Source organism: Paenibacillus sp. HGF5, from assembly GCF_000204455.1.
In the GTDB taxonomy this organism is placed as follows: Bacteria; Bacillota; Bacilli; order Paenibacillales; family Paenibacillaceae; genus Paenibacillus_AQ; species Paenibacillus_AQ lautus_A.
On record NZ_AEXS01000092.1, the window covers coordinates 1 to 14,337 of the forward strand.

Annotated in this window: 10 protein-coding genes; 3 read left to right on the forward strand and 7 right to left on the reverse strand. The window is 49.6% G+C overall.

All coding sequences use genetic code 11. From position 1 onward, the window contains the following. Positions 1–46: 46 nt before the first annotated feature. A complete protein-coding gene (locus HMPREF9412_RS14750; protein WP_009592410.1) occupies positions 47–817 on the reverse strand; it encodes a response regulator in 771 nt (256 codons plus the stop codon). Further along, a complete protein-coding gene (locus tag HMPREF9412_RS14755; RefSeq protein ID WP_009592409.1) occupies positions 817–3,756 on the reverse strand; it encodes a histidine kinase in 2,940 nt (979 codons plus the stop codon). The genes HMPREF9412_RS14750 and HMPREF9412_RS14755 overlap by 1 nt, the downstream gene beginning before the upstream one ends. A gap of 243 nt (positions 3,757–3,999) precedes the next feature. Here HMPREF9412_RS14755 and HMPREF9412_RS14760 point away from each other — a divergent pair, with 243 nt between their 5' ends. The 3 genes from HMPREF9412_RS14760 to HMPREF9412_RS14770 all read left to right on the forward strand — a co-directional run bounded on the left by HMPREF9412_RS14760 (position 4,000) and on the right by HMPREF9412_RS14770 (position 8,832). Then, positions 4,000–7,641, forward strand: coding sequence for an S-layer homology domain-containing protein (locus HMPREF9412_RS14760; RefSeq protein ID WP_139083978.1), 3,642 nt, complete (start codon positions 4,000–4,002; stop codon positions 7,639–7,641). Between the two features lie 295 nt (positions 7,642–7,936). Further along, positions 7,937–8,356, forward strand: coding sequence for a DUF1259 domain-containing protein (locus HMPREF9412_RS14765; RefSeq protein ID WP_009592413.1), 420 nt, complete (start codon positions 7,937–7,939; stop codon positions 8,354–8,356). Between the two features lie 56 nt (positions 8,357–8,412). Beyond that, complete coding sequence (locus HMPREF9412_RS14770) at positions 8,413–8,832, forward strand: DUF1259 domain-containing protein (protein WP_009592415.1); 420 nt, start codon at positions 8,413–8,415, stop codon at positions 8,830–8,832. A gap of 100 nt (positions 8,833–8,932) precedes the next feature. Here HMPREF9412_RS14770 and HMPREF9412_RS32930 read toward each other — a convergent pair whose 3' ends face one another. The 5 genes from HMPREF9412_RS32930 to HMPREF9412_RS14790 form a co-directional block, all read right to left on the reverse strand. Continuing rightward, positions 8,933–9,109: a hypothetical protein gene (locus HMPREF9412_RS32930; RefSeq protein WP_009592414.1), complete on the reverse strand. Its 177-nt coding sequence runs from the start codon at positions 9,107–9,109 to the stop codon at positions 8,933–8,935. Between the two features lie 185 nt (positions 9,110–9,294). After that, a complete protein-coding gene (gene pdxA / locus HMPREF9412_RS14775) occupies positions 9,295–10,296 on the reverse strand; it encodes a 4-hydroxythreonine-4-phosphate dehydrogenase PdxA (protein ID WP_009592407.1) in 1,002 nt (333 codons plus the stop codon). Further along, positions 10,293–11,588, reverse strand: a complete 1,296-nt coding sequence (locus HMPREF9412_RS14780; RefSeq protein WP_009592408.1) for a four-carbon acid sugar kinase family protein — start codon at positions 11,586–11,588, stop codon at positions 10,293–10,295. Before HMPREF9412_RS14780 ends, pdxA begins: the two co-directional genes overlap by 4 nt. A 55-nt stretch (positions 11,589–11,643) precedes the next feature. Continuing rightward, entirely contained in the window at positions 11,644–12,627 is a 984-nt protein-coding gene (locus HMPREF9412_RS14785) for a 2-keto-3-deoxygluconate permease (protein WP_009592412.1), read from the reverse strand. Between the two features lie 161 nt (positions 12,628–12,788). Next, a partial coding sequence (locus HMPREF9412_RS14790; RefSeq protein WP_009592411.1) for a sigma-54-dependent Fis family transcriptional regulator occupies positions 12,789–14,337 on the reverse strand: 1,549 nt, incomplete at its 5' end.

The window sequence follows — 14,337 nt, forward strand, 5'->3', positions numbered from 1 at the left end:
TGAGGATGTGGTTTTCGTTTACTATTAAGGATGAACTTTTGCTTTTCTAACGGCCCGATTCGAAAGCGTAGGCCCACAGATATCCTTTCGATTCCAATAGAAGGGCATCCGGCCTTTCTTTCGGCTTCATGATGATGCTGTTGTTCGCATTCATGATATAACCATCATTCACTCGTTCGATGACGATAGGAATATCGAGCTCCATAAACAGCTGACGCATTCGGTAAATCGTATTATACAGATTGGAAAGCGCTCGTTTTTCCTCCACGTTCGTCCAGAGATCATCGAGGATTCTCCACTTCGGGCACAATTTATTCTCATGCAGCAGCAAATAGTAAAACAGCTCCTCGGTGATGCGGGTAGGCCATTTTACAAGCTGCTCGCCTTTCATAACGGAAGCTTCTCCATATAACTGAACGTCGAGTTCCTTCTTCTGGGCCTGCTTTGGTCTCTGGCCGTAATACTTCTGAAGGCGTTCATCCAGCTGCTTCACCATATTGATGGTCATCGGTTTCAAGAGATAATCCAGGGCCTGCACGCGAAAGGCTTGCACGGCATATTGCTGGTGAGCGGTCGTGAAGATCACAGGCACGTCGATCCCGTTCTCCACCAAGTTCTGAGCCAGCTGAAGCCCCGTCATTCTCGGCATTTCAATGTCGAGCACGAGTGCGTCCAGATCCAGCTTCGGTATCTCCTGCAGCGCATCGAACGGCGATTCGTAGCAGCCTACAACCTGAAACGGGCCATGCGTTTCGAGTAATCTGGCATGCAGGCCCAGAATCGGTTTCTCATCCTCCACGATAATGATCTTCCACATTACCCTTGTCCCTCCTTCACGGGAATCGATATTTGAATGGTTGTTCCGTTGCCCGGCGACGAGTGAAGCTCCAGGCTTCCTTGGGTAAGATCATGTACGCGCCGACGTACATTCGTGAACCCGATTCCGGCATTGGCGGCCGTTCCCCCCATCAACTGAGCGCACTGCGCGGCCGACATGCCTACGCCATCATCGGCGACGCGGATCTTCAAGCAGGATGCGTGCAAGGAAATGGTGAACTGGACATGTCCCGGACCTTCCTTGTCGAATAGGCCGTGGCGTATTGCATTCTCGACTAAAGGCTGCAGGAGCAGGCTAGGAATCCGAACATGCTCCGCGGCAATGGACGGATCGATGTCATAAGCAAAGGTTAACCGTTCGCCGAATCTGGCTTTTTCCACCTCGACATAGGCCTCGATAATTTCCAGCTCCTTCTGCAGGGTGGAGAATTGTCCATCCCGGCTCGTCTCAAAGATATAACGCAGGAAAGAACTGAGCATCGTTAGAAGATAGGCTGCACGCTCCCCATCCGTATAGCAAAAGGCAATGATGTTGCTAAGCGCGTTGTATAGAAAATGCGGTTTAATTTGGGTCTGCAGAAATGCCATTTCATACTCAATCGCCTTCAGCATCGACTGCTTCGTTTGTTCCGCAGCGTTCAAGCGGGCCATCAAGGTCTCTTTGGAAAAAGGCTTCAGCAAATAATCATTGGCGCCGGCTGCAAAAATCATTTCAACATGTCTGGGATATTCGGAAGAAATCATCATCAAGATCGGCAGGTCCATTAAGGATGCCTGTGTACGGATTTGCCGAAGCAATTCCAGACTATCCATGTCGCCTGGAATGATGTCATCCATGATCATCATCGCGATTTCCGGATGATTCCTGTAGTAGTCAAGCGCTTCTTGAGCTGTATAAGCGATTCGTACCTTGTAAGCATCCCCCAACATATCCCTCATGACTTCCGCATGCATCACTTCATCATCCACAATCAGGAGCGTTCCTAACGTCCGATCTTCTGCGTGCGCCGCAGACTGTAGATCGTATTCATGCTCCGCTGCGTTAACCGGCTCTTTACATTCGCTGAAAGCCAGGGTGACCGTAAAGCGAATGCCGCGTTGCAGGCGTTCATATGCGATGCTTCCGTTCATCTGTTGGATGAGTTCCTCCGTCATCATAAGCCCTGAAGAATGCGGGCGTTCCCGATTCACTGCCATGGATTCGCCGGTTGACCTCACTCGAAGCAGGACTTCCGTGCCCACCTGTACGGCTTCAATGGTCAGCTGATCATCTGTGGTGTCGTGAGAGATCTCGGTCATGATCCGGATGAATACCTGCGTCAGGCGCTGCTCATCCGCCCAAACGTAAAGCTGCTTCGGAATCTGTTCATTGATTGCGATCTTCTTCTTCGTGAAGGTAAACTGCATCAGCTGAATGACATGGAGCATGACCATCCGAACATTGGTGGACTTGAGCTGGATCGCGTAATCATCAAACCGGATGCGGGTGAAATCATGCAGATCCCTCAATAAATACACCATGTTCCCCATCAGCTGTTCAGCCAAGTACAATTGCTCGCCTTGCTTCTCGCGATGGGGCTCCCGGTTGATGGACCCCACCAGATGAACGGCATCGTGCAGAGGCCTCTGCAGGTCCTGCGTCGTGACCTTCAAGAAGGCATCCTTCGCATCGTTAGCCTTCTGCAGCCTGGTGCTCAACTGCTCCGATTCCTCCGCCCGGTTCATCAGGCGTATGCCCAGAAAAACATTCATCGTCATGACAAACCCGACCAGCCCGATTCGGTTCATATAGTTGCGTCCGGTGAAGAACAAGCTGTCTGATGAAGCGCTTATCGCGAATACGGCTAGAAACAGAAGCATCGACATGAGGATGACGGCTTCATTCTTACGGATGTTGATTCGCTTCTTCATCGTCAGATAGAAGATGCGAATAATAATGCCTAAGATTAATCCATCGTTGTAATAAAAGAGCGGATACTGCGTAATCGACATGGTTCTGGCCGGGAGAACCGCATTAAAGAACGCGTAGGCTAGGATCGGCAGAAACAGCAGATACATCGTCTTTCGGCTCATGATGGAAGGAATCATTTTGACGATAAAGACAATCAGCAAGGTGGAGGCCAAGAAGGTCAAGCTGTCCTGCAGGCGAAAATAGAGTTCAAAGGGGAATGACGGAAACTCCCGAATGAACAGCCGCTCTCCTCGCAGCACGATGATCCATGCCAATAGCAGAAAGTGCAGACCGCTGTACAAGAAGGCCTCGTCCTTCGTTCGCAGCATGTAGATCGTGATATGGAACATGCTGAACAGCAGCAAACATAAGGTAGCCGTCCATTCCAAGGATAGATCTCGCTGCACGTCTTCCTTCATCTGCTCGGCGTCGCCGAAATCGATCGGCAGGACGATGCCGCCTCTCGTATTATAGAAATTGGAGGCATGAATGGTAATCAGCAGCTGCCTGTCCCCCGGTTTAAAATACGCTTCATAGGCAGGATTGTCCGGGGTTGTCGCTTGCTTGGTTGCTGCAACGGTTCCTATTTTCGATAGGGGTACGCCATCGATATAGATGGTATGGGCAGACCATATATTCCGAACACGGAGACCGATCTCATCGGTCCAGTGGTCCGGCAGGTATACGATTAACTGATAGGATCCCCACTCGACATCCGATGCCCAGGGACCGGGTACTGAAAGATAATCGGTTTCACTTGAAAAGTCGGCCGGGTCGACAAAAGATTCGGCGGTGAATTTCCAATCGCCGGCTAGCGATACAAACGGCGGATCCTTAAGCTCTCGCAAATCAAGCACGCCGTCTACGGCTTTGATATGGACGGCACCTGTGTCACGGTCGCTAAAAATCATATAGAGAATGGCGATGAAGGCGCATATTGCACCCAGATAACCCATCCATTTCTTCATATATAGTCACATCCCTATGGACTCTATCATATGGCATGGATCTCTCAAAAATCTACCTGTCGATAATAGTCGAAATTTGAGAGATTTTTGAGAGATGCTTTTGATATGTTGAAATTAACAATTTTTACAATCTGATTTTGTTGGAGGGTGTTATCCGAACAAATTTATTTATGAATGAGACAAGGGGTCAAGGGTCGTTGTTGGACGTCGTACGGTTACTAACTTACAGGATGGGTGAAATAGTTGAAGAAAAAGATAATTTCAATGATCGTGGCAACGCTGTTGATTGTTACGAATATGCCAATGGCATATGCGCTCTCGCCGGTAGCAGAGATTTACTATAATGCCGGAACGAGTATCTATGATTCCAGTGATTTTGAGAGCCAGTTGAATGATGCAATTAAAGCCCGGTTGAGCGCACAAGGCGTAAATCCTAAATATGTGTCCATCATGGACGCGAGCGCAGACCGGACAACGGTAACGGATACGACGTATGTGCATGCCGGATATGACAGCTGGTATATAAATCAATTTGGCTATGCGATTCCCCCGGCGGTTGAAACTGCCGATTACAATCACGTTCAAGCTTCCAACGGCGGCAACACGTTAACCTTCTATGGTTATACCTCGCCTGCGTATAAGGATTTCATGCTGACGCAGGGAAGCCCTTCAGGCAAGAAGATCATTACCTTCGACATGGATGAATCCAAAGTGGATTACCACAGCATGGAAGGCGGAGGTTTTCTATTTAATACCCAGGTCGAGAGCGACGGTAAATTAAGCGGGTATGCGATTTTATATGTTCAAGGTGCCATCAATGTATATAAGATCGATGGCGTAGATGCTGCTGCGCTGCACAATGAGACGGGAAGAGCGTTGAGTTCCGTATCAGGCGTTACCCAAATTGGAAACTACCCGAAGGGAACATCGACTCATCACAGCATTAAAATTGTCGCAACGGACACGACTTTGAATATGTGGGATAATGGCGACCAAATCATAAGAAAATTAGCTCTACCGGACGTGCACGGCAATGAATTTGGTCCCATTGTCAGCCATATAAGCCATGCTTGCGAGATCATTTCGATTTTTTCATTCGACAATATGAAATTATATTCAACTTCGAGCAAGCCGTTGGATGTAGCGGTCGATAATATCCTGTGGGGGACGTCGCCGCTGCGTTATGTCGTGAACATTAACGATGACCCTCGCGGGGATTTGGATCAGGGATCGAATCAATCTAAGCTGACGGAAACGTTCAATAACAAAGGCACACAGTATATCGGCGTTACGGAGTCGACTTATACGGACACCAACGATGATTTTATCCGCGGCCTGAACGAAGGTGGACTGCATGTCGATTCCGACAAATCCACCGACGACATCATTCAGGAAATTGCGAACCGGATCGCGGATCAACTTGTTTCCGATTATAAAGAAGCCATTCAAGCCATTGAAACGGCAGAGGACAAAACCGATATCGAGTACCATTTTACCGACACGAAAAATTCGGTGAAAAACAATCTTACATTGAAGCAAGACGATGACGTCACCACCGTCTGGTCCTCCGACCAGCCGTCGGTCATTGCACCTGATGGAACCGTGACGAGACCGGTTACAAACCAGTCGGGAACTTACGTGACCTTGACGGCAACCATCACGAAAGACGGGCTGACAAGCGAGAAGACGTTTACCGTCTATGTTCTTGCCGCAGATCCGGCTCCTTTAAGCACATTGAGCGCTGTTGCGGGCAATGAGCAAGCGACATTGAAATTCCCTGCCTTAACAGGTGCAACAAACATCGTGGTTGAACAGTCTACCGACGGTACCAACTATACGCAGGTAAGACCATTGGAGACGCTGGATGCGGCTTCAACAATTGCAACCGTAACCGGATTAACGAACGGTGAAACCTACTATTTCCGACTGAACGTCGAATCCGGACTATATGACGGCGTATCCAACGTAGTCCAAGCCTCGCCGTCGAAATCGTTAACCACGTTATCGGCAGATGCAGGCAATGGGCAAGTGACATTGACTTTCCCGCCATTAACAGGGGCAACGAGCATTGTAATTGAACAATCTACGGACGGCACCGCGTTTACTGCGGTTAGCCCGTTGGAGACATTAGATGCTGCTTCTACGAGTGCAACCGTAACCGGATTGACGAACGGCGAGACCTATCATTACCGATTGAACGTCAAATCGGGTCCATACGCAGGCTTGTCCAATGTGGTACAGGCCTCGCCATCGGAACCGATCACCACGTTGTCGGCGGTTGCGGGCGTCGGACAAGTGACATTGAATTTCCCTGCTTTAACGGGGGCAACGAGCATCGTTATTGAAAAATCTACGGACGGCACCACGTTCATGCCGGTCACCCCAGTGGAGACCTTGGATGCCGGTTCAACGAGTGCAACCGTAGCCGGTTTATCGAGTCGTGAAACCTACTATTTCCGGTTAAACGTCGAATCGGGTCCACATGCAGGTCTGTCCAATGTAATTAGCATCAAGCCAAACGCGCCTGCGGTACCGGCAGAAGATCCGCCTGCAGGGAATACAAACGTTGTACAGCAGCCTGCACCTACTATGAAAACGGACGTTGTTGTTTCCGATCAAGCCAACGGGGGCAAAGTCGTCCAGGACAAAATCACGAAGCTCGTCGGAGACAGTCTGAAAGTATCGGGGAAAATAAAATCGGCATCCGGGCAAGAGCTGAATGTGCCGAATATCGTCATGAATCAGGACGGCAGCTTTACGCTTCCGAAAGTTGCACCTGGCGAATATACGTTGTCACTGAACGTGATCGCGCCTAACGGGGAGAAGCTGGCTGGTCCTGCCGGCAAGCTGAGCGTCGATAGCAATGGAAATGCCAAGTTATCGGTTGATCTAGTCGATCCATATGGCACGATTCTCGATAAGGTGACGGAACAGCCTGTATCAGGCGTGAAGATGCAATTGTATTGGGCAGATACGGAGCTGAATCGTTCCAAAGGCAGAGTGCCGGGAACGCTTGTTCAACTGCCGGAGCTTCCTGATTTTGCACCCAACAAGAACCATAACCCGCAAATGAGCTCAGACAGCGGTCAATATGGCTGGATGGTTTACGCCAATGGCGATTACTACTTCTTGGGGGAGAAGAACGGATATGTTGTTTTTGACAGCCGTACCGATAAGCGTGAAGAGCGCTTTGGCGCTGACAGCTATATTAAGGACGGAGTCATCCACGTCGGCGACACGATCGTGAAATTCAGCTTCTCCCAGGAGCCGAAAGTGAAGGCCGCAGGCGACCATCGCGCATACATGGTCGGATATCCTGACGGGACGTTCCAAGCCGATCGTGGCATTGTCCGGTCCGAAATGGCTGCGATCCTGTCTCGTTTGTATACATCCGCAACGAGCTCGAAGAAAGTATCGTATTCGGATGTGAGTGCGAAACATTGGGCAACGAACGCGATTTCGACCGCAACCAACAATAAATGGATGGTCGGTTTCGGCGACAATACATTCAAACCGAAGAAACAGATCACGCGGGCGGAATTTGCACAAATTCTCATGAATTTGTATAAATGGGACGCTGTCCAGGAGAGCACCTACACGGACGTAGCGGGACACTGGGCTGAAAAAGCCATTGCAACGGCTCAGGAGCAAGGTGTGCTGTTCGATTTCACGGAGGAGACCTTCCATCCGAATCAGCCGATTACGAGATTAGAGGTTGTTCGAATCCTGAACCAACTGCTGGATCGTAAACCTTGGGATATCAAGGTTGGACCGAAGTGGACCGATGTTCCGGAAAACCACGACCATTATTCAGACATCATGGAAGCTTCGATTCCGCATGGGTTTGAGCAGCTTGAGACAGGAATTGAAGATTGGAAGGAATAGGGGCGTCAGCGAAATGTGGCTGTAAATAGTCACGGTTCGCCTCCAAGCATACTTTAAAGACCACCTTTTTTAAGGTGGTCTTTTTCCGTTAGATAAACGTTTTGGTCCTGCGAAACGACATACATACAAAATTTGAAGACGACAGCATCATAAGGCTGTCGCCTTTAAGTTTTAGAGCTGGATATAGATACAGATAGATTAATAACTTTTTATTCTTATAAATAAGTTATTGGTCCAATACTATTTTCTCCTTCGATCATATGATACCAAGAATACGATTAAAGGAGGACTTATCATGGCTGAACAGGTTAGAGTGAGCCCGCAATTCAAAAGGCTTTGCGACCAATTTGGAAGAATCCTAGGCGGCGAATCGGAAATTGAAGAAGGTCCGGTTTGTTTTGTCACGCGGATGACGAACTTAAGAGAGACGATTTTGGGAAGAAGAACGCGTTCCCCTTTGGTTCAAATGCAAATGTTTTCGTTTGAATCGCTTGATCAGTCAGGCCGCGCGCTTTGTTTGGGTGAGACTGCCGTGCATCAAAACCAGGTGAATCGATTGATGTCGAATCTCCGCAAACGGGGGATTAAAGTAACGGCGCTCCATAATCACTGGCTAAAAGAACAGCCTCGTTTAATGTATATGCATTGGGAATCGATTGACAATCCGGTTGCGTTTGCCAGAAAAACAAAAGAATCCATTGCATTCTTGGGTTAATGCGGTTGAGTCATATCGCTCAATATTTCTATTATTTCATGAGAGGATGATTTCGTATGGCGGAAGTGCAAGCAAGTCCTCGCTTTAGAAGACTCTGTAACCAATTCTCAAGCATTTTAGGCGGAACGGAGCATGAGATTACAAAAGGCCCGGTTTGCTTTGTCTCCAGAAATAGGAGAGTAAACGCATCTATCTTAGGTAGACGTACCACTTCTCCTTTGATCCGTTATCAACTTTTCTCGTTTGAATCGCTGGACAGTTCCGGTCGCGCGCTTTGTTTGGGAGAAACGGCTCTCTTCCAAGGCCAAGTGAATCGATTGCTGTCGAATCTTCGCAAGAACGGGATTAAAGTAACGGCCGTCCACAATCACTGGTTGTTTGAAAATCCCCGTTTGATGTATGTTCACTGGGAGTCCGTCGATGATCCCATTGCATTTGCAAGAAAAGTAAAGCGTTCTATTGCATTCTTAGGTTAATGACGAACGAATAGGCAAGGGCTTCATCGATACAGTCTTGTATCCGTTATACCGTTAGAAAAGCGACCGTAATCGGTCGCTTTTTTACGAGGTTACTGCCCTAGTGATAGTTCTTGGACTCATTCTCTTTGAATTTGCCGTCGCTGTCATGCAGAGCCTGTTTCCGGCGATCATTGCGGGCTTGCTGCTGTTGCTGGGCCTCATGGCTGTTCACGGGTGTCTCTGCCAGTTGTTCCACCGTGTTAATCAGATTTTTGTCCGGTTGGTTCGTGCTCAATGGAAAGGTCCTCCTTATTTGCTGGAATCGATTGTGATGTTTATTATGTGCTGGTGGTCATGCAGCTATTCGTAACTACAGCTTTGGCTTGAACGAGGGGCTAGCCTTATTCTCTCCAGGCATAGAAAAAAAGACCCGGCGGAAGGCCGGGTCTTCTACATATGACATTTTCGATCGTCACACGATTACATTTGATCCTTCGGGGCAAGCTCAATGGCAGAACGAATCGCAGCGAGCATGCTCTTGTCATCGGCGATGTTCTTCCCTGCAATATCGAAGGCGGTGCCATGGTCGACCGAGGTGCGGATGATGCCGCCTTTCAATCCGACCGTAATGTTCACGCCCTCTTCGATGCCCATGACCTTGATCGGGGCATGTCCCTGGTCATGGTAGCAGGCCACGACGATATCGAAATCGCCTCGGCCGGCTCTGAAGAATAACGTATCCGCAGGGAGGGGGCCGACTACATTAATGCCTTCCTGCTGGGCGCGCTTGATGCCCGGGAGCAGCTTTTCTTCTTCTTCGCCGTTGCCGAACAATCCGTTCTCGCCCGCATGCGGGTTGATTCCGCAGACCGCGACTCTTGGATTGTCGAAACCGGCCTTTTTCAAGGTATCGTGGGCCAGTTTGACGACGGTATACGTTCTTTCCGGATTGATGCTCTGAATGGCCTCGATCAATCCCATATGCGTCGTCAGGTGAATGACCCGCAGGTTCGGGGTCGTCAGCATCATCGAGAAGTCCTTGGTATCCGTGAGATCAGCCAAAATTTCGGTGTGACCCGGGTACATATGTCCGCCTTGGTGCAGAGCTTCCTTGTTCAGCGGAGCCGTGCAGATGGAATGGATCTTCCGCTGCTTCGCCAAATCGATGGCTCTGGCCAGAAACTGAAAAGCAGCATCTCCCGCGACGGCCGATACTTCGCCGAATGCAAGGTCGGCCGGCACGAGGTCCAGATCGATAACGTCCACGGTGCCGAACTCGTATTTTGCCTCGGCGGGCTCTTGAATGGCGTTCACCTTCAGGCTTGAGCCGATAATCGGCAGCACGCGTTCTAATATTTTGGCGTCGCCGATCACGAGCGGGTTGCAGTTATCGTACATCTCCCGATGGGATAAGGCCTTCATAATGATTTCGGGTCCGATGCCTGCCGCATCGCCCATCGTAATTCCAACCGTCGGTTTCATGCTGGATTACCTCCTTTTATCGTTTGAATCGCATGGATAAATACGTCCGGCTTGCCGAATCCGCCTGCCTTGGTGACCACATACAAATCGTCGATCCCCAGAAATTTCGAGATCGGCACGCCGATTTCCAGCTCGTCCAGCAATTCGAAGCCGCTAATGCTCCATTGCATGCAGATTTGTTTGGCCGTGTCTCCGCCTGTCATGGATACACCCTTGAAATAACCGTGCTCCAGCAGCCGGGCACAGATTTCTCCCATGGCGCGGACAATCTCATTGCTGACCTCGGTGTGATTGAGCCCGCGTGTTTCGCCTGTGGCACGGGCCCGTTCGATATCGGAAGGCTCCGCCGTCGAATAGATCACGATATCTTTGCCTTCCAGCGCGTGCAGCTTGACTTCTTGATAGACGCGAGCCATTTCTTCCGTGCGCTCCGCTGAATCGGACACAGCCTTATAAGACACGAATTGCACGGGAACCACGTCGGTATGCTCAAGCAAAAGCTTCAGCTGGGCACGGGAGTTCTTGTTCACGCTGCCGACCACGGTAAGAATGGGTCCCTGATTCTGCGCGATAGCAAGCTCCCTCGGTTTGGACGAAATATGGTAATGGGCGGGCAGATAATTGGCGATGCCTGCAGAGCCGGCCCATGCGAACTTGTATGGAAGCTGCCCGGTGATGTGCAGGATGAACTCCAGATGGGCTTCTTCCGTGGAATCGATCAGCACATACGGTATGTTATGTTGTTGAAACTCTTTTAATTTGCCTTCAATGCGGCCTGCTCCAGCCTCCAGATCACGGACTGAGATCTCGCCGACGGCATACTTGGTTTGCAGCTTCAGCAAGTCGGGAAGATAGGAGTGGGTGACAGGCGTTTTGGGATCATGGGCAATCTCGGTTTCGGCTAACGGTACTCCATTCAAGTAATGGGTAGCGTTAAGAATGGTTCGATTGTTCTTGGGATAGCCCGGAGCGATCATCATAAAGTCCGGCTTCACCACATCATACAGCGCATCGATTTCGGTCCCGATATTGCCGCGCATGGTGGAGTCCATTTTTTTGAATATCGTATCAAACCCGGCATCCGTTAAAAATCGAGCGGCTCGGCTTACTCGCTGATAAGCTTCTTCGGGTGTTATGGAACGGCTGTCCGTATCGAAAACAACGGCATCGTAATGACGAATGTTGTCTTGGTCCATATCGAACAGAACGCTTGTTTTAAGGCCATGACGAGCGAGTTGGACCCCGCTGTCATTGGCGCCAGTCAAATCATCTGCAATGATGGCTAATTTCATGCAGTTTACCTCCTCCTTGAGAAAAACGATGCAATCGAGGGGTTAGGGATAACCTCTATGCTGCAGGGTTGTTGTATTTTTCGACGCCGCCTGATTTCTCCAGTCTCTTGGACAGGAAACCAATAAAGACTGGCAGCAGTATGGCGGTTGTCACGACGCTCGCTGCGATTTGCACGGTCGCGATTTCGGCAATCGGCGCGAAGGAAGCATTCGCGGCGACGATCGCAGCCGGCGTGCCTACCGCATTACCCGCCGTGGAGCCCTCGGAAGCACCGACAATCGGATTCCAGCCGATCGCCTTGAACAGCAGAAAGCCAATGCCCCCTGTGAGCAGGACCGTCAGCACGCCAAGCAGAATACCGCTTAGTCCGCCTTGAATGATGGATGAGAAATTGATGCCCATACCGAGCGAGAAGGCAAAGAACGGAACCAGCTTGTCACTGCCTTTATGCAGCCATTCTGCCATATTCCGGTCCAGGTTCCCGATGATGACACCGACGAGCAGGGGAAGCAGTACGGCAACGAAAGACATCGGCGAGAACATGCCGTTGGCAAAGCCCATGGCTCCGAAGATCGAGAGCGCGACCATCGTCAAGAACGGTCCGTCGCTTAATGCCAGGAAAGGATAGGCTGCTTTGTCATCCTCTTTTCCGTATTGTCCGGCTAACGCAATATACAGTCCGCCGTTTGAATTCGTCATGGCCGCGATAATGGCCAGAGGGGCAAGGCCCAGGAATAATCCGTTGGAATCCGCAAACAGGATGGCGACCAAACCTAATAGCGCGCCGATCGTCCACTTAAACACAAGCAGCGTGACGCCTTTTCCCACCGACGAACCCGCCGTTTTGAACGTGATCTGCGTGCCGGCAATCAATAAGAAAAGGGCGATGAGCGTACTCGAGCTGTTCACGAATAAGGCTTCCGTAAACCCGCCGATCCGCAAAGCGTTAGGTGCGAATGTATTGATGCACGCTCCGATGAGGAGGGGAACAACCATCATACCGCCAGGGATACGATCTAATGTCGCTTTAATTTTCATAATGTTAGCTCCTTGTGTAATCGTTTTATTGAAGCGCTTGCAGTAATTATACTAGTTCAAATTGTTTATTTTAGCAACATATAATTTCTGTAAATAGAACGAATCTAGTAAATTGTTTAAAAATGCAACAATCAAAACGAAAAAAAAGCGTAAACTTAAATTTATTCTTTAAGTTTACGCCAAAGCGTGGCCCGATTAATCCCTAACCGTTCGGCTGCTCTAGATTGGTTATTCTTTTCCTCGTGAAGTACGTATTGAATAATGTCTTTCTCAATCTCTTTAAGAGTCCCTTTCAACGGAATAGGGGTTGAGGCCGGAGGCTGATGGTCGAGCAAGCGAGCAAGTATATCGGCTGAAATCACATAGTCCGTTTCGTTCATTGCAGCCTGTTTAATGAGCTGCTTTAATTGGCCGATCGTCATGTGCTCAGCATTCTGCCGTATAAGCTGCAAGGCATCTTCCCTTATTTTTACCGCCGCCGTCCCGTATTTTTGATGGTATCGGCTTAAAAAGAGCTGAATAAGCGAAGGCAGATCCTCCAAACGATCCGACAGCGAAGGCATGAGGATCGTATTCAGCTTCATGTTGGGGGTTCTCTGTTGGTCAAGCGCCCGATCGCTAAGTATGAATACGCCAATCCGCCTAGTTAGGCAGGTCTCCACAAATGCTATCAAATTCGGATCCTGTATGCATTCTTCCACATGGATGAATTCCACGGTCCTGGCTTTGGATAGCGGAAGGGTTCCTAACTGATCCGGGGAAACTTGGGTTAGATCGATCTGGAGCAGCAAACCGCCGTCCGAGTACAATTGATGAATATACTTCACGACGAAGGACTTGCCCGTATCTTCCCGGCCAAGCAGATGAATGGGCTCATGATGTAGATACAGAGCCTGGATACTTGCCAACGTGGTGCGCATCGCAGCGGATTCGGCAATCATCGGCTCTGCTAATGGTTCAGCGTAAGCTTTGATGCCTGACTGCGTAAATTCGTAGGGCCGCCCTTTTTCCAAGGAGTATACTTTATAGCTTTTGTTCTCTAATGAGGTTTCATAGGCTGTGACGGAAAGCTGGTAATCGTCCATCGTAAAAACATTCTGCACTTGGGCTTTGTGGAATTCCACATTAGTATTGATCAGATAGATATGGTTATCCGTCAAAGGGCTGTGCTCAAAATCGGTGAATTGCTCGTATACGATTTCATTCTGATCGTTAAAGATCACGAGATTGGGGTGTTCTTTGGCAACCAGCTCGTTCAGGATTGCTGAGACGGTATAGTTGTTGCTCAGGTAGCGGTAGATGAGCTGGGCATCGTCCAGGGCTCGCATGATGGATTCTTTGCCGGAATGGATGAGGAGGCCCTTTAACCCGTAGGCCTCGGCCGTATGGACGGTGATGACATCCCCGACTACCTGGCGGTATCCGGCAGCTTTCAGCTCCAGCAATAACCGTGCAACATCTTCGGAGCTGTGTATGGTATACACTTTTAAAGGCAGATCCATTAAATCAATAATCGATTGGGCGCCCGATGTAATATTGGAAAAGCCGACAATGGCGGTTTTTCCGTTAAACTGGCTCGCCAGCGTCAAGGAACGGATCATGTCGTATCCGGACAGGTGGACATCAATGACGGGGATCGATACCGCGGCTTTAATCAGCTGGGCCGTTCCGCCGCGGCTGATAATCACCTCGGCTCCGTTGTTTTGAGCC